The 24,362-nt window shown below is 64.9% G+C and carries 24 protein-coding genes; 7 read left to right on the top strand and 17 right to left on the bottom strand.

Going from position 1 to position 24,362, the window contains the following annotated elements:
• Window positions 1-3 precede the first annotated feature (3 nt).
• The gene (locus MTR72_RS22940) at window positions 4-1,251 is read left to right on the top strand and encodes an MFS transporter (protein ID WP_341511058.1); all 1,248 of its coding nucleotides are present in this window, start codon (window positions 4-6) and stop codon (window positions 1,249-1,251) included.
• Between the two features lie 111 nt (window positions 1,252-1,362).
• Here MTR72_RS22940 and MTR72_RS22945 read toward each other — a convergent pair whose 3' ends face one another.
• Window positions 1,363-2,622 carry an adenylate/guanylate cyclase domain-containing protein gene (locus tag MTR72_RS22945; RefSeq protein ID WP_341511059.1) on the bottom strand — a complete coding sequence of 420 codons (1,260 nt, stop codon included), beginning with the start codon at window positions 2,620-2,622 and terminating at the stop codon, window positions 1,363-1,365.
• Between the two features lie 181 nt (window positions 2,623-2,803).
• On the opposite strand from MTR72_RS22945, the gene MTR72_RS22950 reads away from it, so the two are divergent.
• Complete coding sequence (locus tag MTR72_RS22950; RefSeq protein WP_341511208.1) at window positions 2,804-3,961, top strand: MFS transporter; 1,158 nt, start codon at window positions 2,804-2,806, stop codon at window positions 3,959-3,961.
• Here the strand turns inward: MTR72_RS22950 and MTR72_RS22955 are convergent, their stop codons facing one another.
• The 3 genes from MTR72_RS22955 to dmeF form a co-directional block, all read right to left on the bottom strand.
• Window positions 3,962-4,849, bottom strand: coding sequence for a DMT family transporter (locus MTR72_RS22955; protein WP_341511060.1), 888 nt, complete (start codon window positions 4,847-4,849; stop codon window positions 3,962-3,964).
• A gap of 105 nt (window positions 4,850-4,954) precedes the next feature.
• Complete coding sequence (locus MTR72_RS22960) at window positions 4,955-5,782, bottom strand: N-acyl homoserine lactonase family protein (RefSeq protein WP_341511061.1); 828 nt, start codon at window positions 5,780-5,782, stop codon at window positions 4,955-4,957.
• 95 nt (window positions 5,783-5,877) lie between these two features.
• On the bottom strand, window positions 5,878-6,855 hold the full coding sequence (gene dmeF, locus MTR72_RS22965) for a CDF family Co(II)/Ni(II) efflux transporter DmeF (protein WP_280970531.1): 978 nt from the start codon (window positions 6,853-6,855) through the stop codon (window positions 5,878-5,880).
• A gap of 200 nt (window positions 6,856-7,055) precedes the next feature.
• Between dmeF and MTR72_RS22970 the strand changes: the two genes are divergently transcribed.
• The 3 genes from MTR72_RS22970 (at window position 7,056) to MTR72_RS22980 (ending at window position 10,135) form a co-directional block, all read left to right on the top strand.
• Window positions 7,056-7,874, top strand: a complete 819-nt coding sequence (locus MTR72_RS22970) for a chromate resistance protein ChrB domain-containing protein (RefSeq protein ID WP_341511062.1) — start codon at window positions 7,056-7,058, stop codon at window positions 7,872-7,874.
• Window positions 7,874-9,259, top strand: a complete 1,386-nt coding sequence (gene chrA, locus MTR72_RS22975) for a chromate efflux transporter (protein WP_341511063.1) — start codon at window positions 7,874-7,876, stop codon at window positions 9,257-9,259. Before MTR72_RS22970 ends, chrA begins: the two co-directional genes overlap by 1 nt.
• Before the next feature lie 69 nt (window positions 9,260-9,328).
• Complete coding sequence (locus tag MTR72_RS22980; RefSeq protein WP_341511064.1) at window positions 9,329-10,135, top strand: hypothetical protein; 807 nt, start codon at window positions 9,329-9,331, stop codon at window positions 10,133-10,135.
• A gap of 221 nt (window positions 10,136-10,356) precedes the next feature.
• Here MTR72_RS22980 and parC read toward each other — a convergent pair whose 3' ends face one another.
• From parC to rpoZ, 10 genes are all read right to left on the bottom strand, one after another.
• Window positions 10,357-12,615 (bottom strand): DNA topoisomerase IV subunit A, encoded by a 2,259-nt coding sequence (gene parC, locus MTR72_RS22985; RefSeq protein ID WP_341511065.1) that lies wholly within the window; start codon window positions 12,613-12,615, stop codon window positions 10,357-10,359.
• Between the two features lie 356 nt (window positions 12,616-12,971).
• Window positions 12,972-13,724 (bottom strand): DNA repair protein RecO, encoded by a 753-nt coding sequence (recO, locus tag MTR72_RS22990; RefSeq protein ID WP_341511066.1) that lies wholly within the window; start codon window positions 13,722-13,724, stop codon window positions 12,972-12,974.
• A gap of 136 nt (window positions 13,725-13,860) precedes the next feature.
• Window positions 13,861-14,241 (bottom strand): hypothetical protein, encoded by a 381-nt coding sequence (locus tag MTR72_RS22995; RefSeq protein ID WP_280970525.1) that lies wholly within the window; start codon window positions 14,239-14,241, stop codon window positions 13,861-13,863.
• Window positions 14,242-14,254: 13 nt separating this feature from the next.
• Entirely contained in the window at window positions 14,255-15,181 is a 927-nt protein-coding gene (gene era / locus MTR72_RS23000) for a GTPase Era (RefSeq protein WP_341511067.1), read from the bottom strand.
• Window positions 15,171-15,986 (bottom strand): ribonuclease III, encoded by an 816-nt coding sequence (rnc, locus tag MTR72_RS23005; RefSeq protein ID WP_341511068.1) that lies wholly within the window; start codon window positions 15,984-15,986, stop codon window positions 15,171-15,173. Before rnc ends, era begins: the two co-directional genes overlap by 11 nt.
• A complete protein-coding gene (gene lepB / locus MTR72_RS23010; RefSeq protein ID WP_280970522.1) occupies window positions 15,983-16,744 on the bottom strand; it encodes a signal peptidase I in 762 nt (253 codons plus the stop codon). The genes rnc and lepB overlap by 4 nt, the downstream gene beginning before the upstream one ends.
• Window positions 16,745-16,993: 249 nt before the next feature.
• Complete coding sequence (gene acpS, locus MTR72_RS23015) at window positions 16,994-17,413, bottom strand: holo-ACP synthase (RefSeq protein ID WP_280970521.1); 420 nt, start codon at window positions 17,411-17,413, stop codon at window positions 16,994-16,996.
• The gene (locus MTR72_RS23020; protein WP_280970520.1) at window positions 17,410-18,162 is read right to left on the bottom strand and encodes a pyridoxine 5'-phosphate synthase; all 753 of its coding nucleotides are present in this window, start codon (window positions 18,160-18,162) and stop codon (window positions 17,410-17,412) included. Before MTR72_RS23020 ends, acpS begins: the two co-directional genes overlap by 4 nt.
• A 101-nt stretch (window positions 18,163-18,263) precedes the next feature.
• Window positions 18,264-20,555, bottom strand: coding sequence for a RelA/SpoT family protein (locus tag MTR72_RS23025; RefSeq protein ID WP_280970519.1), 2,292 nt, complete (start codon window positions 20,553-20,555; stop codon window positions 18,264-18,266).
• A 209-nt stretch (window positions 20,556-20,764) separates the two neighbouring features.
• Window positions 20,765-21,157 carry a DNA-directed RNA polymerase subunit omega gene (gene rpoZ, locus MTR72_RS23030; RefSeq protein ID WP_027522935.1) on the bottom strand — a complete coding sequence of 131 codons (393 nt, stop codon included), beginning with the start codon at window positions 21,155-21,157 and terminating at the stop codon, window positions 20,765-20,767.
• A gap of 324 nt (window positions 21,158-21,481) precedes the next feature.
• Between rpoZ and MTR72_RS23035 the strand changes: the two genes are divergently transcribed.
• Window positions 21,482-22,126 (top strand): LabA-like NYN domain-containing protein, encoded by a 645-nt coding sequence (locus MTR72_RS23035; RefSeq protein WP_280970518.1) that lies wholly within the window; start codon window positions 21,482-21,484, stop codon window positions 22,124-22,126.
• On the top strand, window positions 22,107-22,781 hold the full coding sequence (locus MTR72_RS23040) for a uracil-DNA glycosylase (RefSeq protein ID WP_280970517.1): 675 nt from the start codon (window positions 22,107-22,109) through the stop codon (window positions 22,779-22,781). The genes MTR72_RS23035 and MTR72_RS23040 overlap by 20 nt, the downstream gene beginning before the upstream one ends.
• Here the strand turns inward: MTR72_RS23040 and MTR72_RS23045 are convergent.
• From MTR72_RS23045 to mscL, 3 genes are read right to left on the bottom strand one after another with little or no spacing between them, the layout of a single operon-like run.
• Entirely contained in the window at window positions 22,778-23,359 is a 582-nt protein-coding gene (locus MTR72_RS23045) for a peroxiredoxin (RefSeq protein WP_280970516.1), read from the bottom strand. The genes MTR72_RS23040 and MTR72_RS23045 overlap by 4 nt on opposite strands.
• 4 nt (window positions 23,360-23,363) lie before the next feature.
• A complete protein-coding gene (gene smpB, locus MTR72_RS23050; protein ID WP_027553126.1) occupies window positions 23,364-23,837 on the bottom strand; it encodes an SsrA-binding protein SmpB in 474 nt (157 codons plus the stop codon).
• A gap of 59 nt (window positions 23,838-23,896) precedes the next feature.
• On the bottom strand, window positions 23,897-24,313 hold the full coding sequence (gene mscL / locus MTR72_RS23055; protein WP_279377762.1) for a large conductance mechanosensitive channel protein MscL: 417 nt from the start codon (window positions 24,311-24,313) through the stop codon (window positions 23,897-23,899).
• Window positions 24,314-24,362: the final 49 nt, after the last annotated feature.

The raw sequence follows: 24,362 nt of genomic DNA on the forward strand, positions 1-24,362 counted from the left end.
GCCATGACAACGACCTCTCGTCTTCCCGACACGTTCAACCGCCTCGCCTGGTCCAACCTGGCGGCGCAGTCCGCCGAGCAGATCGCACTCGCGGCCGCGCCCATCGTGGCCGTGCTGACGCTCGGCGTCGCGGAAGGCCAGACCGGCCTGCTGCAAACCGCGCTCACCCTGCCCTTCGTGCTGTTTGCGATTCCGGCCGGCCTGCTCGCCGATCGCATCTCCCGGCGCTCGCTGATGGCGGGCGCCGAGGCGCTGCGGGCGGCTGCGCTCGCGGCTATCGTGCTGCTGCTCTGGCTCGGCGCGCTCAACCTACCGTTGCTCGCGCTGCTCGGCTTTGCCGCGGTGTGCGGCACCGTCGTCTATAGCGTGGCCGCCCCGGCGCTGGTGCCCTCGCTGGTCAGTTCGGAGCTGTTGCCGGCAGCGAATGCGCGGATCGAACTCGCGCGCACCATCGCCTTTGCCAGCGGTCCTGCGCTCGGCGGCACCCTGGTCGGCTGGCTTGGGGCGAGCCCCGCCTTCGCCTTTGCCGCTGCGCTTTCGGCCATCGCCGTGGCGCTGCTCTCCGGCCTCTACGAACCCGCCCGTGCGCCCACCCCGCGGCGCCATCCGTTCCAGGATATCCGCGAAGGCGCCGCCTTCGTGTTCCACCACGCGCTGCTGCGGCCGGTGTTCGTCACCCAATTCATCTTCAATACCGGCTGGTTCCTGCAGCTCGCGGTGTTCGTACCCTATGCCGTGCGGCATCTCGGCCTGTCGGCCACAGGCGTCGGCATCGTGCTGGCGATGTACGGCGTCGGCATGGTGATCGGCGCGCTGGTTGCGACGCGCGTAATGCGCCGCATCGCCTTCGGCACCGTCATCGGCCTCGGCCCGGTCACCGGCCTCATTGCCGCGGTGGTGATGGCACTGACGGTGCTGGTCCCCTCGCCCTGGCTTGCAGGCTTGAGCTTCTTCCTGCTCGGCGTCGGGCCGATTCTCTGGGTGATCTCGACCACAACCTTGCGTCAGTCCGTGACGCCGCCGCGCCTGCTCGGCCGCGTCTCCGCAATCAACATCATGAGCTACGGCGCCCGCCCGCTCGGCTCGGCGCTCGGCGCAGTCGTCGGCGGCTTCTGGAGCGCGGAGGCATGCCTCTATCTCGCGGCAGCGGTGTTCGCCGTGCAGGCGCTGGTGATCCTGCTCTCGCCCGCCGTGGCGCTGGACCGGCAGCCGGACATGGTGGAGGACGGCGCACCGGTGCGCGCGTGCTAGTGCCACCTCGTCATTGCGATCGCAGCGAAGCAATCCAGGAATGCACCCGTGGAAAGACTCTAGATTGCTTCGCTGCGCTCGCAATGACGGAGTGTGTTGAGATAGCCGGGCCTAACCCGCCAGATACCGCTCGTAGCTCCCCGTCACCGGTTCGCTCGCATCGATATCCGGATCGAGCGTATAGAGGTCCTGGGCGCGACCGATGCCGCGGAGCGCGTAGCGGCCGGTGGAGACGAGATAGCGGCGGCCGGTGGCATCTAAGCCCTGGTAGAATTCCGCCGATGCCAACAGCTCGCGGTCGACCGAGCGGCTCATCGAGGCGATGCGGCTGACCTCGTTGACGGTCGGCCCCACCACCGTAAAGTCGAGCCGGTCCTCGCTGCCGATATTGCCGTAGAAGACTTCGCCGACATGGAGGCCGATATAGGCCGACGTGGTCGGACGGCCGTCGGCCGCCCGCCGCGTATTCAATGCCACGGCGTTCTTGCGGAACAGATGTTCGGCCCGCAGCGCCGCACGGCGCGCCGCCGCCATGTCGCCGTCGGTGAACATCGCGAGCACGCCGTCGCCGATCAGCTTCAACACATCGCCGCCGGCATCGTGGATCGCATCGATCACGGCCTGCGCGTAGTCGTTGAGGAACGGGATAATCTCGTCCGGCCCTATGCTCTCGCTGATTCCGGTCGAGCCGCGCAAATCAGAGTACCACAGCACGGCGTTTATGCGTTCGGTAACGCCGCGCGAGATGCGTCCGCGCAAGACCTGCTCGGAGGCATCGCGTCCGAGATAGACGCGGCCCAGCGTACGCACGATGTCGACCTGCTGTGCCGACTTGATTGCGAGCCCCAGCACCGGCACGAGATCGCGTAGCGCGGCGAGCTCGGCTTCGCTGAAGCCGTCGGCGCGACGCGTGGTCCAACAGGAATAGAGGCAATCCATCAGGCCGAGCGCACCAGTCTCGCCGAAGCGGTGCACGAAGCCGAGATAGTGCCGGTGTCCCTTTTCGGCGAGTTCGCCGATCTGCGAAAAATCGAGCGACGCCGCGTCGGCGAGATCGATCACCATCTCATCGTGGCCGTGCTCCAGCATGTGAAAGAACACCGAGCGGCGCCAGCTCCTGGCGGCATCGCCTTCGGCGGTCGAGCCGTATTCGAACACGTCGCTCTCATTGCTCGGCCGGTCGCTCCAGCGAAAGCCACGGCCCTCATAGATCGGATGCAGCGTGTCGATGACGACGAGCCCACGCGAGAGTTCCAGCCCTTCGGCGCGGCAGCGCTCGCAGAAACCGCGGAGCAGTTCATTTTCGGGCAGGCCGGTGAGACCCTGGCCGGTCAGCCAGTTCATCAGCTCGAGGCGGGAGGTCAATTGCATGCGCCATTATGGCGTGCATTCGTGACGAGCGAAAGGCGGAAGCCGCTCGCAGGCCGTGCAGCCTCAAGGCTCTCGCCTACTGCAGGCCGAATATGCCGCAGGCGCGGTTGACGCGCTCTGCCCGCGGGCCGCAAATGCGATCGATGACATCGCCGCCGACTCGAACCAGAAACGCCAGGATATGAGCCAGCGACAGCTTCCGATCATCCTGGCGCTTGGCACCACGCAGACGTTGGCCTGGGCCTCCAGCTACTACCTGCCGGCGCTGCTCGCCGATCCCATGGCGCATGACCTCGGCGTCTCCTCCAACTGGATCTTTGGCGCGTTCTCGGCGTCGCTCGTCATCTCCGCGATGCTCGGCCCGCGCATCGGGCGACAGATAGACCTCGTCGGCGGACGGCAGGTTCTGTCGGCCTCCAACGTGACGATTGCCGCCGGCCTCGTGCTGCTTGGGTTCTCGCAATCCATCACGGTGATGGCGATCGCCTGGCTCGTGCTCGGCATCGGCATGGCGATGGGACTCTATGATGCCGCCTTCGCCGCGCTTGGCCGCATCTACGGCACCGAGGCACGCGGCTCGATCACGGGCATCACGCTGATGGCGGGGTTTGCCTCGACCGTCGGCTGGCCCCTCACCGCCTGGGGCCTATCGCATATCGGCTGGCGCGATACCTGTTTTGCCTGGGCGGCCGCCAACATCCTGATCGGCCTGCCCCTGAATTGCTTCGTGCTGCCGGCGATCAAGGGCGCAAAGCAGGCCGCGGCGACCGCGACGAAGCCGCATTTGCCGCTCGACCGCACCATGATCCTGCTCGCCTTCATCTTCGCCGCGGTCTGGACCGTGACCGGTGCGATGGCCGCGCATTTTCCGCGCATTCTCGAGACCACCGGCGCGACGCCCGTCGAGGCGATCGCGGCCGGCGCGCTGATCGGCCCGGCACAGGTCGGCGCGCGCATTCTCGAAGCGGGTTTCCTCAGCCGCTTCCATCCGCTGTGGTCGACGCGGCTCGCCTGCCTCACCCACCCGATCGGCGCGGTGATCGTGGCGATCTTCGGCGGCGCCGCGGCGAGCGCCTTCGCGCTGTTCCACGGCTCCGGCAACGGCATTTTGACGATTGCGCGCGGCACGCTGCCGCTCGCGATCTTCGGCCCGAAGGATTTCGGCTATCGCCTCGGCATCATCGGCGCGCCGGCGCGCATGGCGCAGGCGGTAGCGCCACTCGCCTTCGGTCTGCTCATCGACGTCATGGGAGCCAAGGTGCTGATCGTCTCGTCCGCGCTCAGCCTCTCGGCGCTGGCTGCGCTGTTTCTGATCCCTGCCGAGGACCGGCCGGATTGATCATACCCGCGGCCAGCTCTTTGCCTCGCTGGTGGCGATCCAGATGCCGGCGAACACTGCGACGAGCCCGGCGAGCAGATTGGGCGTGATCGGCTCGCCGACCAGCAGCGCTGCGAGCAAGGCTGCCGCGATCGGATTGACCGTCATCGTATTGGCGACGCGGGTCGGCGTCGCACGTTCCAGCGCCTTGACCCAGAGGATGAAGGCAAGCGCGCCACCGCCAACGCCGAGATAGACACCGGCGGTCCACTGCGCCGCCGTGAAATGATCGAGCGCCGCAAAGCTGCCGCGCAGAAAGCCCACCAGGATCAGCGCGACGGCGCCCGCGCCCATGCCGACCGTGAGAAAGCCGAGCGCGCTGGAGCGCTGCATCAAGGGGCGCGACAGCACATTGTAGAACGCCATGCAGAACACGGCCCCGGTCATGATCAGCTCGCCACGCCAGGCACCCGGCGGGCTTAGCGCCAGCCCCGCCGCGAGCGCCCCCGTCACGCCGACCACTGCGATGCCGACGCCGGTGACCTTGCGCGCCGTCAGCCGCTCGACGCCGAGAAGCGCGCCGACCACCATGGTGTGGAGCGGCAGCGTGGCCAACGCGAGACTGGCGCGCGCGGCGGTCGTGTAGGACACCGCGATATTGTAGAAGATGAAGAACAAGCCGAAGAAGCAGACGCCGAGCAGCGCCACGGCCGGCAGGTCGCGCCGTGACGGCCAGCGGACGCCGATCAGGAGCGCACTCGGCAACAGGCAGGCAAAGCCGATGCCCCAGCGCAGGATCGCAAGAAGGATCGGGTCGCCTCCGCCGACGAGATAGCGGGTGATCGCCGCCGCGGTGCCGCCGAGACTGCTGGACGCCAGCGCGATCGCAACCCCGATCCACTCTCCCACGGGCGTTCCCTCACGGAGCTAGATGCGGGCACCTAGCACGGCTCTGCTGCCACCGTCATGGCAGCAGAGTCAGCTCCCCCGCGGGATCGCAGTCCTTGCGGGACCTCAGTCGTAAAACTCCGGCGCCAGCTTCTGGCCGTCGCGCTGGGCCTTGTCGTGGTTGATCCAGAGCTGCGCCTTTTCCTTGCCCAGCGTATCGGCGATCTTCTGCATCGAGGCCGAGCTCTGGTCCTTGTTGACGTTCATGCTAGGCACGCGGCGGTTGTCCCAATTGTCCTTGAAGTGGACGGCGTCGCCGGACAACAGCACCGCACCGATCTTCGGCAATTTCACCAGCAGCGATTGATGTCCGGGCGTGTGCCCGGGCGTCGACAGGATGGTCACGCTGCCGTCGCCGAACACGTACTTGTCGCCCACGAGCAACTCGACGGGATGCGAGGGTTTGAAGCGCGGCTCGTTGTTGGCGCCGGGCCAGTCATATTCGGCCTTCTGCACGTAGAGCATGGCCTGCGGAAACATTTCGACATTACCGATGTGATCGGGATGGGTGTGCGAGACGCCCATCATCTTGATGTCGGCCGGCTTCACCCCGATCTGCCCGAGCTGGGCTTGTAGCGTCTTCGGACGCCGCCAGGTGACGGCCTTGGGATCGGCGGGCGCAAGCCCATTGGGCATCGCGGCGACGGCATCGGCAATGCCGGTGTCCCACAGGAACCAGTCCTGCCCGTGCCTGATGAGATAGCAGGTGTCGACGAAGTCCATCGACTTGCCTTCGTTCAGGCCCGGCGTCCAACGCGAGATGTCGCCGGCGGTGCCTTCGCCGCAATTGAGGATGTAGAGCTTTTCTACGCCGGATTTCTGGGACTGCGCAGGAGCCGCAGCGGCGCCGAGCACAAGGGCGATGGCGGAGAATGCAAGGCCGATCCGACGCATTGTTCCTGTTCCTTTCACCGTGACGCGCATGGTCGCGTGTCGACCTCAGGACCAAACCCGGCGCGGGGCAAAAATTCCCGAAGCAGCGGATCACATCAGTGCGGACAGGTCTCGACCTCGACCGTGACGTGGCTCAGCCCCTTCAGGCCGGCGAGCCGCCTCTTGTAGACGGCCGGCTGCTTGGGTGCATCCGACACCACCGAGACCAGCACGGCGCAATGGCCGGGCCCGACCTGCCAGAGGTGCAGATCGGTGACGCGGTCGTCGCCGACTTCCATCCGCGCACGGATGGTGCGCTCCAGCTTCTCGTCCGCGCGCACGTCGAGCAGCACCGCGCCCGAGGCCTTGACCAGGCCGAACGCCCAGCTCGCGATCACCGCACTGCCGATCAGGCCGACGGCCGGATCGGCCCAGACCCATCCCGAATACATCGCGACGGCGAGTGCCGCGATCGCCAGCACCGAGGTCGCGGCATCCGCCATGACATGGACGTAGGCGGCGCGAAGATTGTTATCGTGGTGATGGTGGTGATGGCCGTGATGATCATGGTCATGATCGTCGTGATCATCATGCACATGGCTGTGGCCGTGATCATGGCCATGATGGTGGTGGTCATGGCTGTCGCGCAGCAGCCACGCGCTCGCCAGGTTGACGCACAGGCCAAGGGCCGCAACCGCGATCGCCTCACCGTATACGATTGGCACCGGCGTGATCAGCCGCAGCACGCTCTCATAGGCAATCTCCACCGCGATCAATCCCAGAATGATCGCGCTGGAAAAGGCGGCAAGATCGCCGAACTTGCCGGTGCCGAACGTGAAGTGCGCGTTCCCGAGGTGCCGGCGCGCGAAGCGGTAGGCGAACGCGGCGATGCCGAGGGCTGCCGCATGGGTGCCCATGTGCCAGCCGTCGGCGAGCAACGCCATCGAGCCGAACAGGGAACCGGCCAGGATCTCACCGACCATCATCACCAGCGTCAGGACGACCACGAACCAGGTGCGCCGCTCATTCTCGTCGTGCCGCTCGCCCAGGAACGCGTGATCATGCGTCCATTGTTCGATGGAATGTGAATGCATCGTGATATCTCCAGGCGCGGATTTCTGCGCCTAATATAGGCCCTGACAGCATACCTTACTAACGCTGATTGCCGGCGAAACCGGCGATTGACAGACCAGCGCGGTTTCGCTGTAATTAGAGCCATGGGGATTTGAGCGATCTCCCCACGAGGCGACATGCCCAAGTATCGCGTCCCGTTCGGTTCTTGCGAGGACGCATCATGTCTACTTTCACGACGATATCATCCGACAAGCTGGCGCGCCTGATCGGCACGGCCAATACCCCCACCCTGATCGACGTGCGGACGGAGGAGGATTTTGCCGCCGACCGGCGGCTGATCCCCGGCTCCATCAAGCTCAGTCCCGACAACGTTCCGGACTGGGGCGGCGAATTCGCCGGCCGCTCTGCCATCGTCTCCTGCCTGCGCGGCGAAAAGCTTGCGCAGGGCACCGCAGCGTGGCTCCGCCAGCTCGGTGTGCAGGCCGAGACGCTCGAGGGCGGCTTCGAGGGCTGGAAGGCAGCAAAACTGCCGCTGGTCGACACACGCAAGCTGCCGCCACGTGATGACAGGGGGCGGACCATCTGGGTGACGCGCGCGCGGCCGAAGGTCGACCGCATCGCCTGCCCCTGGCTGATCCGCCGTTTCGTCGATCCCAATGCGGTGTTCCTGTACGTGACGCCACCCGAAGTGGTCGGCGTCGGCGAGCGCTTTGGCGCAGCGCCCTTCGACATCGAAAACGTGTTCTGGAGCCATCGCGGCGAGCTCTGCACCTTCGACGTAATGGTGGAGGAGTTCGGGCTCGCCACGCCACCCTTGCAGCGGCTGGCAACGCTCGTGCGCGGCGCCGACACGGCGCGCCCCGACCTCGCTCCGGAGGCGGCCGGCCTGCTCGCGGCGTCCCTCGGGCTGTCGCGGATGTATGACGACGACCTCGCGCAGCTTGAAGCCGGCATGACGCTCTACGACGCCTTCTACCGCTGGTGCCGCGACGCCACCACCGAGACCCACAACTGGCCGACCAACAAGGTGAAGGCGTAATGGATACCCGCGCTGTTCAAGCAGGAGCTGATGCCGGTCACGGCATCAGCTTCAGCGAAGCCTTTCGCGTCTGGGTCCGCGTCGCCTGCCTGAGTTTTGGCGGGCCGGCGGGCCAGATCGCGGTGATGCACCGCATCCTGGTCGAGGAGAAGAACTGGATCTCGGAGGGCCGTTTCCTGCATGCGCTGAACTACTGCATGCTGCTGCCGGGACCGGAGGCGCAGCAGCTTGCCATCTATGTCGGCTGGCTCCTGCATCGCACCGCCGGCGGGCTGGTGGCGGGCGGGCTGTTCATCGTGCCGGGCATCATCGCCATCATGGGCTTGAGCTATATCTATGCAGCTTACGGCAATGTCAGCTTCGTCGAGGCGCTGTTCTTCGGGCTGAAGGCCGCCGTGCTCGCCATCGTTGTCGAGGCGGTGGTGCGCGTCGGCAAGCGCGCACTGAAGAACCGAATCATGATCGCGCTCGCCGCGATCGCCTTCGTCGCGATCTTCTTCTTCGCGGTTCCCTTCCCGATCATCATCATCGCTGCCGGCCTGATCGGCTATGTCGGCGCCAGGAGCGGCCGCCCGGAATTCGCGCCGGCCGGCCACGGCCATGGCAGCAACACGGCCGCGATCGACAGCATGCTCGGCGAAGCGGTGCCTGATCACGTTCGTCCCGATACCGCGCGCACCATCCGGGTCGGCGCGGTATGGCTTGCGCTCTGGCTGCTGCCGGTGATAGCGCTGCTCGCCGCGTTCGGTGAGGCCAACGTGTTCAGCCAGATCGCTCTGTTCTTCTCGAAGATGGCGCTGGTCACCTTCGGCGGCGCCTATGCCGTACTGGCCTACGTCGCCCAGCAGGCAGTCGAGCATTATCACTGGCTGAAGCCGCAGGAGATGCTCGACGGGCTCGGCATGGCCGAGACCACGCCGGGCCCGCTGATCATGGTGCTCCAGTTCGTGGGCTTCATGGCCGCTTTCCGCGAATCGAGCGGCCTGCCGCCGATGCTCGCGGCGACCCTCGGCGGATTGCTCGCGACCTGGGTCACCTTCACGCCCTGCTTCCTCTGGATCTTCGTCGGCGCGCCCTACATCGAGCGGCTGCGCGGCAACACGGGCCTCGCCGGCGCGCTCAGTGCGATCACGGCGGCCGTCGTCGGTGTGATCCTCAACCTGTCGATATGGTTCGCGCTGCACACGCTGTTCCGCGAGACCGCACCGGTGAACGTCTTTCCGCTGTCCTTCGACCGACCGTTGCTGTCGAGCGTCGACGTCCCGGCGCTAGTGCTGTCGATCGGCGCCGCGACCGCGCTCTTCCGCTTCAAGCTCGGCATGCTCACGGTGCTGGCGGGCTCATGCGCGGCAGGCGTGGCGCTGCGCCTGGTCGGGGTGATCTAGGGAGACGGACTCCTCTGGCCCTGCGAAAGACGGTAATATGAGGTGTTGTTCGAGAGGAGTCCACGCCTCGTGGGATCGGCTTCGGATCAGGTCGCCAAACCACGCGGACGATTGCTAGTCGTCCTGTTGCTCTTCGGCTTGCTTGCGGCTGTCTGCCTGGGGGCTATCTACTACGCCGGCGACCTGTCCAAGCTTCAGACCGTCGTGGCCGCGCGGGAAGGCCGCACCGCGTTGCGCGGCGTGACGGATCCTGGAGAGCTCGATCAAGCCATCGAGCAGTATCCGTCCAACAAGCTCCTCAGGCTCGTCGCACTCGCAAACAGGGACATGAACGAAATCGATGCTGCCGCCCAGAAGCTGCTTGATGAAGCCGCGCCAAGGCCCCTTCCGAGTCTCGGCGATCTCGGCGCAGCCAGCCGCAATGACCTTGACGCACTTCGGCGCGACCTGAAGACCGCAGAAGCCAACGTCGCGGCGTCCGCGGCGCGCTACAATGAGCAGCTCAGGTCTGCGCGCGAGAACGTAGAGAAGGATGCCCGGTCAGTGAACGTCGGCGACGAGCGATTGTCGTCCTTCATGGCGATGATCGACGAGCAGCATACGGTCTGGATCGCGCTCGCCTCGAAAAAACTCGCCGCAAGCGCAGATTATTACAATGCCTACGAGAAATGCGCGGCCCTGCTGATGCGCGAGTTCGGTACCTATAGGATTGAGAACGGCCAGTTCGTGTTTCCCTTCCAGTCCACGGCCAACGGCTATAATCGTGCTGCGGCCGCGATGACGGACGCCGCCAAACGCGAGTCCGAGCTCGACAGCGAAAGGGCGAGCCTGCGACAGTCGGAGCTGAGCCGATGGAAGGCCTTGGTCGAGCAGTAGTGACGTGCCGCATCTCGCGCTAAGCAACATTCACCGCCTGACGTCGAACGATAGCCTTTCCACACTTTCACTGTCATCGCCCGCGAAGGCGGGCGGTCCAGTATTCCAGAGACGGTGACATATACGGAAAGGCCGCGGCGTACTGGATTCCCCGCTTTCGCGGGGAATGACAACGGTGTGGACGGCAACAGTTCGGCTTCATCCTATTCCCGCGAGCCGCCCTACCCGATCACCCGTCCGAACTTGTTCGACTTCGGGAATCCCTTCGGCGGCAGGCGGCCGGCGTCGGCGCGGGTGCCTTGCCACTCGGCGAGCTCCTTCATGGTCGCGCTGAATTCGCGGCCGGCGGAGTCCTTCCAGGTGAGGCCCGCCTTGGCATCGAACACCGCGACGTCGGACAGGCCACCGTCCTTGTACTTCTGCAGGCGCACGCCGCGGCCGCGCGCCATCTCCGGCACCTGGTCGAGCGGAAAGATCAGCATCTTGCGGTTCTCGCCGATGACCGCGACGGTATCGCCCGTCACCTCGGTGATCGCGCGCGCCTCGTTCGGCATCTCGACGTTGAGGATCTGCTTGCCCTTTTTGGTGGTGCCGACACAGTCGTCCTCGTTGACGACGAAACCCTGGCCCTCGTGGCTCGCGACCAGGAATTTGCGGCCGCCCTTGTTGACGAACAGCGCAACGGGCGCGGCCTCCTGCTCGAGGTCGATGAACAGGCGGATCGGCTCGCCGTGACCGCGGCCGCCCGGGAGTTTCGCGACATCGAGCGAGTAGAACTTGCCATTGGTGGCAAACAGTAAAAGCTTCGAGGTCGTCTCGGCGAAGAAGGCGAACCCGAGCTTGTCGTCCTGCTTGAAGGTAAGCCCCGAGAGATCCTCGACATGGCCCTTCATTGTGCGGATCCAGCCCTTGTCGGAGACGACGATGGTCACCGGCTCGCGCTCGACGAAGGCTTCCTCGATCGCGGCGAGATCGTGCTCGGGTGCGTCCGCAAAGCTGGTGCGGCGCTTGCCGAGGGGAGTTTTGGGCCCGAACATGTCGCGGACCTTGCCGACCTGCTCGCCGACCTTCTTCCACTGCTCGGCTTCGGAGGCGAGCACTGCGTTGATGCCCTTGAGCTCGTTGCGGAGGTTCTTGTCCTCGGTTCGGATCTCCATTTCCTCGAGCTTGCGCAAGGAGCGCAGGCGCATGTTGAGGATGGCTTCCGCCTGCACCTCGGTGAGCTTGAACGCCTTCATCAGCTCGGGCTTGGGCTCATCCTCGGTGCGGATGATCTTGATCACCTTATCGATGTTCAGATAGGCGATCAGGAAACCGCCGAGAACTTCCAGCCGGTGCTCGATCTGCGCCTTGCGATAGTTGCTGCGGCGGATCAAGACGTCGCGCAAATGGTCGAGCCATTCGCGCAAGGCTTCGGCAAGGCCGACCACCTTGGGGATGCGGCCCTTGATCAGCACATTGAGGTTCAGCGGGATCTTGCTTTCCAGCTCGGTCAGCCGGAACAGCGATTCCATCATCAGCGCCGGATCGACATTCTTCGACTTTGGCTCGATGACGAGTCGAACGTCCTCGGCCGATTCATCACGGGCCTCGCCGACGAGCGGCAGCTTCTTCTGGTCGAGCAGTTCGGCAATCTTCTCGACGATCCTCGACTTCTGTACCAGCCAGGGAATCTCGGTGACAACGACGACCCAGGTGCCGCGGGCGCCCTCCTCTACCGACCACCTGGAACGGACGCGGAAAGATCCACGGCCGGTCGTGTAGGCTTCCGCGATCGCCTGCTTGGAATCGACGATGATGCCGCCGGTCGGGAAATCGGGGCCCTTGACCCATCTGAGCAGCGACTTGGATTTCGCGTCGGGCTTCTCGATCAGATGCAGCGCAGCGTCGCAGAGCTCTGCGGCATTGTGCGGCGGGATCGAGGTCGCCATGCCGACGGCGATACCTTGCGCGCCGTTGGCGAGCAGGTTCGGGAAGCCGCCGGGCAGCACGACGGGCTCTTTCGACTGGCCGTCATAATTGGCGCGGAATTCGACGCCGTCCTCGTCGATGCCCTCGAGCAGAAGCCGCGCGACGTCGGTCATGCGCGCTTCGGTGTAACGGTAGGCGGCGGGGTTATCGCCGTCGATATTGCCGAAATTGCCCTGGCCGTCGACCAGCGGATAGCGCGATGAGAAATCCTGCGCGAGGCGCACCATGGCATCGTAGATCGCCTGGTCGCCATGCGGATGGAACGAGCCCATCACGTCGCCGACGATCTTGGCGGATTTCTTGAAGCCGGAGCCCGGGTCGAGCCTGAGCAGGCGCATGCCGTAGAGGATGCGCCGGTGCACCGGCTTCAGGCCGTCGCGCGCGTCGGGGAGTGCGCGGTGCATGATGGTGGAGAGCGCATAGGCGAGATAGCGCTCTTCCAGCGCATCCCGCAGCGGCACCTCGTGAATTTCGGCCGGCTCCTCCGGCGGAATCAATCGTTTTCCCATGCCGCCCGGTTAAACCGTGGAAGCGAATCGGGCAAGGATGGATTGGTTCCCTGTGGGCCGCTAATGCCCGGCCCAGCCCGCGGTCACCGGCTCGGTCTTGGCCTGCGCCGGCGCGTGGGTCAGGCAGCGGCGCGCGGCGTCCATCTCGGCCTCGGTCGCCCCACGGGACCGCGCCCATGTCTCTGCGGCTCGCCAGCGATCGCGTCAGGCGCGACCGTAAGCAGCGCTGCGGAGAGCGCAAATCCCCTGATCAACATTTGGGCTGCCCCCATTGTGGAACCTGCCCCAACTTCAAGCGAGCCGTTTTGGTTCCGGGGGAACTCGCTGTCCGAAGGCAAATCAGTACCGCGAAAAGCTCACGACGCTGATATCGCCGTCCGCGTCTGCTGTCGCATCAAGGCGTTGATGAAGCCCGCCCGGGCGTCGGAATGGGCCTGCCCGCGCGGCTCCAGCACGTGGCGCAGCAGGAATAGTCCGGTGAGGCGGAACCCGTCCTGGAGGTCCTGCTCGGTGAGATCGCCGTGCATCTCGCCCTGACGCAGGAACGGCGGCAGGCGCAGCAGCCGGTCGCGCCACGGCTCGCCCGCGGTACGCGACACCGCGCCGCCGGATTTGGGCGAGACGTAGATCAGGTCCGTGGTCTCCCCGGTCACCGCGCAATTCTCCAGCGCCAGCCCGAAGCCAAGCTCAGAGAGCATCGCCAGCTCGAAATGGATGAGGTGTACGGCCGCGCCGCCGATATCGTCGAAATCGTCGAGCGAATGTTCGAGCAGCGCAAAAATCTCCTCGTGCGGATCGCGCTCCGGCAGCAAACGCGCAAGCGAAGCGAGATGCGTGACGCCGTAGACGCCATGCGAGGACGCGAGCAGCGCCGCCGCGCGCAGCTTCAGGCCCTCGATCGCATAGGTGCCGAGATGCTCGTCGAGCCGCGCCCGCCACACCGCGCTGACGCTGTTGCCGGGCTGCAAGAGGGGCCGCATCCGCGAGCTGGCGCCGCCGCGCACCAGCCCGAGGTGCCGACCATGCTCGCGCGTCAGGAGCTCGACGATGGCGCTCGATTCGCCATGCCGTCGCACTCCCAGCACGATGCCTTCGTCGGTCCATTCCATGGATGAAGTCTAGCGCATTTCGGGGGATCGTAGGATCGGCAAAGCGAAGCATGCCCACCAATTTTGATCCACAGTGCGACGTCAATTCTGGGCACGGCGCGCCCCCTTTGCTCACCCTACGACATCGCGCGAAATCTCACGCGTTGAACCAGCCCTGCGCGTCCCCGGTGAAGGAGAAGTACAGCCCGGCCGTCGTCAGCGCGCAGGAGACGATCTCGATGGCGCTGTCCAGCTCCATCCCCTTCACACCGATGATCTGCGCGAGCTGGATCACTGACAATACCAGTGCCGCCACCAGCACCCAGCGCGGCCAGTTCTTCCGCCACCTCGCCGCAAGCCAGACGAAATAGACCAAGAGCAGGATCATCCCGCCGGCGAGCAGCGTCGCCGTCGTGATCATCGGTTCCGTCATCTCGGCATTGGGCGTGCGGTCCTGCACCGCAACCGACAGGGCATCCAGCATCAGCGATGCATACAGCAGCGCTTCGAAGCGCTGGACGTTGTGAGGCACGTTCATCGGATCCCGCTGCTTATTCCTTGGGGAATTCCAGGCCCATCTCGCGATAGCGATCGGGATCGTCGCCCCAGTTCTCGCGCACCTTGACGAACAGGAACAGATGCACCGGCACGTCCAGGATCTGCATCAGCTCCTTGCGAGACTCCGCGCCGATCGACTTGATGGTGGCGCCGCCCTTGCCGAGCACGATCTTGCGCTGGCTTTCGCGCTCCACGAAGATCGTCTGCTCGATGCGCACCGACCTGTCCTTGCGCTCCTCCCACTTGTCGGTCTCGACCGTGGACTGGTACGGCAATTCCTGGTGCAGCTTCTGATAGATCTTCTCGCGGGTGATCTCCGCCGCGAGCTGCCGCATCGGCGCATCCGACATCTGGTCCTCGGGATAGAGGAACGGACCCGGCGGCACCATCTCGGCGAGCGCGTGGCGGACGTCGTCGACGCCGTCGCCCGACAGCGCCGAGATCATGAATGTTTTGGCGAATCGAATGCGCTCGTTGGCGGCCTGAGCCAGCGCTAGGAGCTTCTCGCGCTGGACCAGGTCGACCTTGTTAATCACCAAAATCTTCTCGTGACCGACGCTTGAAGCCTTGGCGAGGATCGCTTCGGCCTCCTCGTCGATCCCGGTCTTGGCGTCGAGCAGCAGGCAAACGAGGTCGGCGTCATGCGCCCCGCTCCAGGCGGTCGAGACCATGGCGCGGTCGAGCCGGCGCTTGGGTGAGAAGATGCCGGGCGTGTCGACCAGGATGATTTGCGCGTTGTTCTCGATGACGATGCCGCGGATCAGCGCGCGCGTCGTCTGCACCTTTCGCGAGACGATCGTGACCTTTGCGCCGACCAGCGCATTGACCAGCGTGGACTTGCCGACATTGGGGGCGCCGATCAGCGCAACGAAGCCGCAGCGCGTCGCGGCGGGCGTATCGCCGCTTGCGTCAACTGTCATTGCTGCCGCCGACGCCTTCGCGTTCGATCATGACCGAGGCCGCCACCTTCTCGGCCGCACGCTTGCTGCCGCCGATGCCTTCGGCCGGCGCGAGCCCCGGCAGGTCGACGGCGACGCGGAATTGCGGATCGTGATGCGGGCCGGTGCGCTCGACCTCGCGGTAGACCGGCGTCGGCAGTCCCTTTCCCTGTGCCCATTCCTGCAGCACGGTCTTGGGATCGCGCAGCGGCCGTCGCGGCTTGTGCATGCGCTCGGTCCAGTTGCGCCTGACGAACTCGGCCGCGGCCGCATGGCCGCCGTCGAGAAAAATCGCGCCGATCACGGCTTCGCAGATGTCGCCGAGCACGCTCTTGCGCAGGCGGGCGTCGGCGCTGGGGCCGACCGAGCCGAGCTTGATGTCGTCGAGCAGGCCGAGCGACTTGGCGACGTCGGCGCAGCTCTCCTTGCGCACAAGCTCGGCCAGGCGCTTGGACAGCTCGCCCTCGTCGGCGTTCGGATAGGCGTGGTAGAGCATGTCGGAGACGACGAGCCCGAGCACGTGGTCGCCGAGAAATTCGAGCCGCTGATAGCTGTCGCCGCGCTTGCGCCCGGACTTCAGCGCCGAGACATGCGTGATCGCCTGGATCAGCAGGTTCGGATCGGCAAAGCTGTGCCCGATGCGCGCCTCGAGCGCCGCGTTCGTCCCCTTGGCCTTGCCGCTCCGCGCCCGCTTCTTCTTCGCGGGTGTCTTGGGAGCAGCTTCGCCTTCAGGGCCCACTGGCGCCTCGATCGGTTGGGTTGCGATGTCCTTGGCTTCGTCTTTCATCGGACGATTTTGAAGAAACGATTCCAGCGCACCGCCCACGGCCAGCGCCAGAACATCCAGGCATGCTCGCCTTCGGCGATGGAGAAGAAGATCATTTGAGCGCGGCCGATCAGGTTCTCCTTCGGCACGTAGCCGACCTGCCCGAGGAAGCGGCTGTCGGTGGAGTTGTCGCGGTTGTCGCCCATCATGAAAAAGTGGTCGGGCGGCACGGTGTAGACGTTGGTGTTGTCCATGTAGCCGTTGTCGGCGCAGTCCAGCGTCTCATACGAGACGCCGTTCGGCAGCGTTTCCTTCCAGCGCTTGACCCGCGCGGTCCCGCCCTCGGAGCCGCAGGGATCCTCGCCGACATACTCGCTCATGCGCTGCCGCTCGACCGGCGTGTCGTTGATGTAGAGCAGCCCGTCCTTCATCTGGATGCGGTCGCCGGGAAGCCCGATCACGCGCTTGATGTAGTCGGTCGAGTCATCCTTCGGCAGGCGAAACACGACGATGTCGCCCCGGTTCGGGTCCGAGCCCCAGATGCGCCCGGAAAACAACGGGGGCGAAAACGGGATCGAGTAGTGACTGTAGCCGTAGGAATACTTGGAGACGAACAGATAGTCGCCGACCAACAGGGTCGCCTTCATCGAGCCGGACGGGATGTTGAAGGGCTGAAACAGGAAGGTGCGGATCACCAGCGCGATTAGGAGAGCGTGGATCACGACCCGGATGGTTTCGCCGAGGCCGCTCTCAGATTTTGTTCCCGAAGTCACGCTCATTGCTCTCTCAATTTCGGCCGGCGGTCACAGAGCGCCCTCCCCCCGCGAACAGCCCATCGGTTCGCGGCGCAAGGAGATTGTCCTGATTCTGATAGTGAGGGCCAATTCCGGCGTAAAGCCGAATTCACCCAGGCTGATTTGCGCCCGCGGACTTTTAGACGGTTGTTGGGGTCCACGCAATCAAGGATCGCATCAAAACCGCATAAGACATTGATTTTTAATATGAATTATAAAACGACCGCCGACCCGTCAGGACTTCGCCAGCGGAACGGCGGAAATGATAACGAAGGCCTGCGCCAACGGCCAGTCGTCGGTGATCGAAACGTCGATGCGCGCCTCGAAACCTTGGGGTGTCAGCGCCTGGAGCCGGGCCAGCGCCCCGCCGGTCAGCAGCATGGTCGGCCGCCCTCCCGGCATGTTGACCACCCCCATGTCGCGCCACCAGACGCCGCGCCGGATGCCGGTGCCGAGCGCCTTCGAGCAGGCCTCCTTGGCGGCGAACCGCTTGGCGTAGGTCGCCACCACCATCTTATCGTTCTTGGCGCGCCGCTCGGCCTTGGCGCGCTCGGTCTCCGTGAAGATGCGATCGAGGAAACGCTCGCCATGGCGCTCGATGACCTTGGCGACGCGCGTGATGTCGATCAGGTCGGAGCCGATGCCGATGATCATGCCCGGCCCCGGCCGCGGTCCATGGCCGCGCGCATGCTGCGGACCGTCTCGGCCAGACCGACGAAAACGGCTTCGCCGATCATGTAGTAGCCGATGTTGAGCTCAACGATCTCGGGCAGCGCGGCGATCTTTTCCGCCGTCGCATAGTCCAGCCCGTGCCCCGCGTGAACCTCCAGCCCCGCCGCTCGCGCGAGCTTGGCCCCCGTCACGATCCGCTGCCATTCGGCCTCGGCCTTCTCGGTGTGGCCGTCGACCACGGCATCGCACCAGGCACCGGTGTGGATCTCGATCACGGGAGCGCGCAGCCGCGCTGCCATCTCGATCTGAGGGGGATCGGCGGCGATGAACAGCGAGACGCGTATGCCGGCATCATTCAATCGCGTAATGTATGGCGCGAGCGCGTTGTGCTGGCCGACCACGTCGAGGCCGCCTTCGGTCGTCACCTCCTGCCGGCGCTCGGGTACCAGGCACACCGCGTGCGGCTTGGTGGCGAGCGAGATGCGCAGCATGTCATCGGTGGCCGCCATCTCGAAATTGAGCGGCTTTGAGATCTCGGCCTTCAGCCGCGCCATGTCTTCGTCGCGGATGTGTCGGCGGTCCTCGCGCAAGTGCGCGGTGATGCCGTCGGCGCCGGCCTCGATCGCGAGCAGCGCCGCGCGGACCGGGTCGGGATTGCGGCCGCCGCGCGCGTTGCGCAGGGTCGCGACGTGGTCGACATTGATGCCGAGGCGAAGCGGAGGAGCGGACATTGCTGGGCTCACTTAGCTGACATTTCTCAACTCGTCACGCACGGGCATCCATCCTGGTCGAAGAGATGGGTTGCGGGGGTCAAACCCGGCAACGACGAGCTTCATCCATTAACACGTTCGACGCGGGCGACGACTGCCTTCGCGCGCAACTGGGCTATGATCGCGCTCAGGTGCTTCAGATCGTAGACTTCGAGGTCGATCGTCGTCTCCGTGAAATCGGGCGAGCGGCGCTGCATGCTGATATTGTCGATGTTGCCGTCATGCTCGGCGATCACGGTGGCGATCTGCGCCAGTGCGCCGGGCTCGTTGACGTTCTCGACCTTGATGCGGGCCGGGAAGCGCTGTGGGGCGCTGTCCTCGATGTCCCAGCGCACATCGAGCCAGCGCTCAGGCTCTTCCTCGAAATCCTTCAGCGCCGGCGACTGGATCGGATAGATGGTGATGCCCTCGCCCGGCGTGACGATGCCGACGATACGATCGCCGGGCACGGCGCCGCCATTCGGAGCGAACTTGACCGGCAGGTCGGAATTGATGCCGCGGATCGGAATTGCAGCCGGGCTGCGCGGCACCTCGGGGACCACCTTGTCCTTGAGCTTGGTGGCGAGCCCCTTCTTGCCGGCATAACGCGCGATGCGCTCTTCCTTGTAGTCGGGGTACATGGCACGCGCGACGTCGGAGGCCTTGATCTCGCCGCGGCCGACCGCCGCCATGACGTCGTCGATCGAGGCGCGCGCGAGCCGCGGCAGCGCGCCCTTGAGCTTGTCGTCGGCATATTCGATCTTGGCGCGTTCGAACAGGCGCTCCACGATGCGCCGGCCGAGACCGGCATATTGATCGCGCACGGCCGTGCGCGTGGCGCGCCGGATCGCGGCGCGCGCCTTGCCGGTGACCGCGAGCGATTCCCAGGCCGAGGGCGGCGCCGACTGCGCTTCCGAGGTCAGAACCTCGACTTCGTCGCCATTCTGGAGTTCCGACGACAGCGGCGCGAACTTGCCGTTGATCTTGCAGCCCACCGCGCTGTTGCCGACGTCGGTATGCACGGCATAGGCGAAATCGATCACGTTGGCGTGGCGCGGCAGGGCGATCAGCTTGCCCTTTGGGGTGAAGCAGAACACCTGGTCATGGAACAGCTCGAGCTTGGTGTGCTCGAGGAACTCTTCGGGATTTGCGCTTTCCGACAGGATGCCGACGGTGTGGCGCAGCCAGGCGAATGCGTTGGACTCGCGCTTGAGGAATTCGGTCGGAGAGCCCACGCCCTCCTTGTAGAAGACGTGCGCGGCGATGCCGCGCTCGGCGATCTGGTCCATCTCCTCGGTACGGATCTGCAGCTCCACGCGCTGATTGCCGGGGCCGATCACCGTGGTGTGGATCGAGCGGTAATCGTTCTGCTTGGGCGTCGAGATGTAGTCCTTGAAGCGCCCGGGCACGACCGGCCAGGTGGTGTGGACGATGCCCAGCGCGCGATAACAGGCGGCAACATCCGTCACCACGATGCGGAAACCGAAGATATCCGACAGTTGCTCGAAGCCGACCGACTTGCGCTCCATCTTGGTCCAGATCGAGAACGGCTTCTTGCGCCGGCCATAGACCCGCGCGCCGAGGCCGTTGTGGCGCAGGTTATTCGAGAGCTGGGTCTCGATCTCGCCGATCAGATTGCGGTTGCGTTCGGCGAGCGCATCGAGACGCTGCATCACCACCGAATAGGCTTCCGGATCGAGCATGCGGAAGGACAGATCCTCCAGCTCCTCGCGCATCTGCTGCATGCCCATGCGTCCGGCGAGCGGCGCATAGATGTCCAGCGTCTCCTCGGCGATGCGGCGGCGTGATTCCGGCGGCACGAATTCCAGCGTGCGCATGTTGTGCAGGCGGTCGGCGAGCTTCACCAGGAGCACGCGGACGTCGTCGGCAATCGCAAGCAAGAGCTTGCGCAGATTCTCGGCCTGCTTGGCCTCGCGCGACACCAGCTCGAGCCGCTTCAGCTTGGTCAGGCCCTCCACCAGCGCACCGATCTCGGGCCCGAAGATCTGGTCGATCTCGGCCCGGGTCGCCTCGGTGTCCTCGATCGTGTCGTGGAGCAGCGCCGCCACGATGGTCGCATCGTCGAGCTTCAGGTCGGTGAGGATCGCCGCCACTTCGAGCGGGTGCGAGAAGTACGGGTCGCCCGAGGCGCGGGTCTGCGAGCCATGCGCCTTCATGGCGTAGACATAGGCGCGGTTCAGCAGGTCCTCGTTGGTGTTGGGATTATAGGACCGAACGCGCTCGACGAGGTCATATTGACGCATCATGCGCGCCCGCGGCCTCGCCGGCCGCACCCCTGCCGGCGCAGTCGGGGCCACGGCAACCGATTCGGTTGCGGCCTGCATCTGCCATTGTCCCCGGCGCCGATACACCATGCCTTCCTGCCTTCAAACGGGTCACCACAACGCCCGTTGTATACACCTTAGCCCCGATCCCACGCGGTTCCGATCAATTCGGTCCCAGCGCGGGCCGCGCGATCCGACAACACTATGGTAACCACGAAAAGGTCAACAAAAGCAAAGGCCCGAACGCGGGTTCGGGCCTCTGATACGATCACAAGAATTCGACGACAGCGATGGGACGATTACTCGTCCTCCTCGGGCTGCTCCTCCGGCGGTGCGAGGCCCTCGAGGCCCTTCAGGAGCTCCTCTTCGGTCATGCGCTCGACAGCAACTTCGGTATCGTCCGCATCGACGCTCGCACCCGCGGAACCGATCAGGGGCACCGTATCGGGCTCGGGCTCGTCGACCTCGACGAACTTCTGGAGGGAGTGCACCAGCTCCTCGCGAAGGTCCTCCGGCGAGATGGTCTGGTCGGCGATTTCGCGCAAAGAGACAACAGGGTTCTTGTCGTTATCGCGGTCAACCGTTAGTTGTGAACCGGACGAAATCATGCGGGCCCGGTGGGCGGCCAGCAGGACCAGGTCAAACCGGTTGTCGACCTTGTCGATACAATCTTCTACGGTGACGCGAGCCATGGACTGTCGCTCCGCTCTGGGTGGGACCAAATATGTGGATGATGCGGGCTAGTTATAGGGGCCTGGGCGGTTTCGCAAGATCATTTTGTGATTTGGCCTCGCCAAACGGCTCTGCTACCCCCAAATTAGGGCTGGGATGGGTGGTTTTCCGGGCTGCCATCGAGGGCAGCATCGGACTGATGCGCCACCGCCATAACTATACCTTGATTGCCCCGACTTCTCCGGATTTGCGGTTTCGACGGGTCTTGGCAGCACTTTGAAACTGCGCGGCTTGCTGCCGCGCCAACAATAAACGATTCATCCGAACACGACGCGAGCAACTGAATGTCACCTTCTCCCACCAACAAGATCGCGCTCTTCATCGATGGGGCCAATCTCTATGCGACGGCCAAAACGCTGGGCTTCGACATCGATTACAAGCGCCTGCTGAAGGAATTTCAGAGCCGCGGGACGCTTTTGCGGGCGTTCTACTACACCGCGATCATCGAGGATCAGGAATACTCTTCGATTCGCCCCCTGATCGACTGGCTGGACTACAACGGCTACACGGTCGTTACCAAGGCGACCAAGGAGTTCATCGACGCCTCCGGCCGCCGCAAGGTCAAGGGCAACATGGACATCGAGCTCGCGGTCGATGCCATGGAGCTCGCCGAGCACATCGATCAGATGGTGCTGTTCTCGGGTGATGGCGATTTCCGTTCCCTGGTCGAGGCCGTCCAGCGCCGCGGCGTGCGGGTGACCGTGGTCTCCACCATCGCCAGCCAGCCTCCGATGATCGCCGACGAGCTGCGCCGCCAGGCTGACGTCTTCACCGACCTCGTCGAGCTGCAATCCAAGCTCGGCCGCGACCCGTCCGAACGACCTGCCCCGCGCGATCGTGGCGAGCGCGAGGCGCGGCACCACGCCCCGCAATTCCTCCAGCGCGCGACCACGATGGCGCCGAGGGGCGATGACGACTTCGACGATTGAGGCGGACCGGTCCAGCCGCCAGGCCTCCACCGTCATACCCGACCATGATTGTCTGCTCTGTCCGCGATTGGTTGCCTTTCGCGAGGCGAACCGCGCGCGCGAGCCGTCCTGGCACAACGCGCCGGTTGCGCCGTTCGGCGACATCAAGGCACGCCTGCTGATTGTCGGCCTCGCGCCGGGGATGCAGGGCGCCAACCGCACCGGCCGTCCCTTCACCGGCGACTATGCCGGCGACCTGCTCTATGCGACGCTGATCGAATACGGATTTGCCAAGGGAACCTATCAGGCGCGGCCCGACGACGGCTTGAAGCTGGTGGACTGCCGGATCGCCAATGCGGTGCATTGCGTACCACCGCAGAACAAGCCGCTGCCGGCGGAGATCAACACCTGCCGCCACTTTCTCGCAGCAAACCTCGAGGCGATGCCGAACCTGCGCGCGATCGTCGCGCTCGGGCGGATTGCGCACGACACCGTGCTCAAGCCGCTGAACCTGAAGGGCTCGCAGGCTCCCTTCGGCCACGGCGCCGTGCATCAGGCCGACGCGATCAGGCTGTACGACAGCTATCACTGTTCCCGCTACAACACCAACACGGGCGTGCTCACGCCGCAGATGTTCCGCCAGGTGTTCGCGCGAGTAAAGGCCGACCTCGGCTAGACTCCGGATGGATTGGCCTTCAGCCAGTCCAGAACATCGCCAGCGTTCCGGTCCGGCGGGAACACCGGATAGAACACGTGCGTGATGCGCGCGTCGTCGATGATGAGCGCGAGGCGCTTGATCAGCGTCAGCCCCGCAACATCCATAGTCGGAAGGTTCAGCGCGCTCGTGAGCTCCAGCCGCTCGTCCGAAAGCACCGGAAACGGCAGATGCAGCCGCGAAGCCATCTCGGTCTGGTAATCGTTGCTCTGGGTCGACAGGCCGAACACGTGCGCGGCGCCGGCGGCCTTCAGCTCCGAGAACAGATCGCGGAACGCACAGGTCTGCGGCGTGCAACCGCGCGCGCCTGGAATCATGTCCCAGTCGTCGACCAGCGCGATCTTGCCGGGCTCGCCGGTGCGCGGATAGGCGAACACCACGCTCCGCCCGCGCAGCGTCGACAGCGTCACCGAGGTATCATTGGTCGCACGCAGGCTGATCGGAGGCAGCGCCCTGCCCTTCAGGTGCGCGGCGCCGCCGTCATCGGTGGGTGCGGGAATCTTGCTCCAGTCGACCTCGGTCAGGTTTCTCTGGTTCATCTCGCTATCCCCTTGCCCGCATCAGCCGGCCCTTCTCCCGGCCCCAGTCGCGCTTCTTCACGGTCTCACGCTTGTCGTGCAGCTTCTTGCCCTTCGCAACCGCGAGCTGCAGTTTGGCGCGCCCGCGTTCATTGAAGTAAAGCTTGAGCGGGATCAGCGTCATGCCTTCGCGATCCACGGCGCCGATCAGCTTGTTGATCTGCCTGCGGTGCAGGAGCAGCTTTCGAGGCCGCTTCGGTTCGTGGTTGAAGCGATTGCCCTGGAGATATTCGGGAATGTTGGCGTTGATCAGCCAGATCTCCCCGTTCTTCGAATCCGCGTAGGATTCCGCGATCGTGCTCTTGCCGTTGCGGATCGACTTGACCTCGGTTCCGGTCAGCGCGATGCCCGCCTCGACCGTATCCTCGATCGCGTAGTTGAAGCGGGCTTTGCGATTTTCCGCCACGACCTTGATAGGACGTTCGTTCTTATCGGCCATGGCAGACAAATCCGATCGAGATGCGCATCAACGCTAACAGTTTGGATGAAGCGCGCGCGTCAAGACTTCTTGAGGAGATCGCGTATCTCGGTGAGCAGCTCGACCTCGGCAGACGGCTTCGGTGGTGCTGCGGGCGCCGCCTCCTCCTTGCGCTTCAACTGGCTCATCAGCCGGATCACCAGGAACAGCACGAAGGCGACGATGATGAAGTTGATCGTCAGCGTGAGGAAGCTGCCCCAGGCCAGCACGGCGCCTTGCTTTTTCGCATCGGCCAAGTTGGTGGCGGTGACCGCCTTCGACAAGGGGGTGAAGTAGTTTGAGAAGTCGAGCCCGCCGGTGGCGGCACCGATGATCGGCATGATCACGTCGCCGACCAGCGAATTGACGATGGCGCCGAAAGCCGCGCCGATGATGACGGCGACCGCGAGATCGACGACGTTGCCCTTCATGGCGAATTCGCGGAACTCCTTGAGCATGCGCATGCCCTTGTCCTGGACGCTCATGAAACCTCCCAAACGCTAACGC

This window comes from Bradyrhizobium sp. ISRA442, from assembly GCF_038085055.1.
Taxonomy (GTDB): domain Bacteria; phylum Pseudomonadota; class Alphaproteobacteria; order Rhizobiales; family Xanthobacteraceae; genus Bradyrhizobium.

What these genes read in the sequence shown, in the direction of transcription:
- chrA (WP_341511063.1), top strand. Translation starts at nt 7,874, where the DNA reads ATGGATACCCGCGCTGTTCAAGCAGGAGCTGATGCCGGTCACGGCATC.
- MTR72_RS22960 (WP_341511061.1), bottom strand. Translation starts at nt 5,782, where the DNA reads ATGCGTCGGATCGGCCTTGCATTCTCCGCCATCGCCCTTGTGCTCGGC.
- recO (WP_341511066.1), bottom strand. Translation starts at nt 13,724, where the DNA reads ATGGAATGGACCGACGAAGGCATCGTGCTGGGAGTGCGACGGCATGGC.
- MTR72_RS22970 (WP_341511062.1), top strand. Translation starts at nt 7,056, where the DNA reads ATGTCTACTTTCACGACGATATCATCCGACAAGCTGGCGCGCCTGATC.
- rnc (WP_341511068.1), bottom strand. Translation starts at nt 15,986, where the DNA reads ATGAAAGACGAAGCCAAGGACATCGCAACCCAACCGATCGAGGCGCCA.
- MTR72_RS23020 (WP_280970520.1), bottom strand. Translation starts at nt 18,162, where the DNA reads ATGTCCGCTCCTCCGCTTCGCCTCGGCATCAATGTCGACCACGTCGCG.
- MTR72_RS22950 (WP_341511208.1), top strand. Translation starts at nt 2,804, where the DNA reads ATGAGCCAGCGACAGCTTCCGATCATCCTGGCGCTTGGCACCACGCAG.
- era (WP_341511067.1), bottom strand. Translation starts at nt 15,181, where the DNA reads ATGACAGTTGACGCAAGCGGCGATACGCCCGCCGCGACGCGCTGCGGC.
- MTR72_RS23040 (WP_280970517.1), top strand. Translation starts at nt 22,107, where the DNA reads ATGACGACTTCGACGATTGAGGCGGACCGGTCCAGCCGCCAGGCCTCC.
- smpB (WP_027553126.1), bottom strand. Translation starts at nt 23,837, where the DNA reads ATGGCCGATAAGAACGAACGTCCTATCAAGGTCGTGGCGGAAAATCGC.
- parC (WP_341511065.1), bottom strand. Translation starts at nt 12,615, where the DNA reads ATGGGAAAACGATTGATTCCGCCGGAGGAGCCGGCCGAAATTCACGAG.
- acpS (WP_280970521.1), bottom strand. Translation starts at nt 17,413, where the DNA reads ATGATCATCGGCATCGGCTCCGACCTGATCGACATCACGCGCGTCGCC.
- MTR72_RS23025 (WP_280970519.1), bottom strand. Translation starts at nt 20,555, where the DNA reads ATGGTGTATCGGCGCCGGGGACAATGGCAGATGCAGGCCGCAACCGAA.
- MTR72_RS22940 (WP_341511058.1), top strand. Translation starts at nt 4, where the DNA reads ATGACAACGACCTCTCGTCTTCCCGACACGTTCAACCGCCTCGCCTGG.
- MTR72_RS23045 (WP_280970516.1), bottom strand. Translation starts at nt 23,359, where the DNA reads ATGAACCAGAGAAACCTGACCGAGGTCGACTGGAGCAAGATTCCCGCA.
- rpoZ (WP_027522935.1), bottom strand. Translation starts at nt 21,157, where the DNA reads ATGGCTCGCGTCACCGTAGAAGATTGTATCGACAAGGTCGACAACCGG.
- MTR72_RS23035 (WP_280970518.1), top strand. Translation starts at nt 21,482, where the DNA reads ATGTCACCTTCTCCCACCAACAAGATCGCGCTCTTCATCGATGGGGCC.
- mscL (WP_279377762.1), bottom strand. Translation starts at nt 24,313, where the DNA reads ATGCTCAAGGAGTTCCGCGAATTCGCCATGAAGGGCAACGTCGTCGAT.
- lepB (WP_280970522.1), bottom strand. Translation starts at nt 16,744, where the DNA reads ATGAGCGTGACTTCGGGAACAAAATCTGAGAGCGGCCTCGGCGAAACC.
- MTR72_RS22995 (WP_280970525.1), bottom strand. Translation starts at nt 14,241, where the DNA reads ATGAACGTGCCTCACAACGTCCAGCGCTTCGAAGCGCTGCTGTATGCA.
- dmeF (WP_280970531.1), bottom strand. Translation starts at nt 6,855, where the DNA reads ATGCATTCACATTCCATCGAACAATGGACGCATGATCACGCGTTCCTG.
- MTR72_RS22945 (WP_341511059.1), bottom strand. Translation starts at nt 2,622, where the DNA reads ATGCAATTGACCTCCCGCCTCGAGCTGATGAACTGGCTGACCGGCCAG.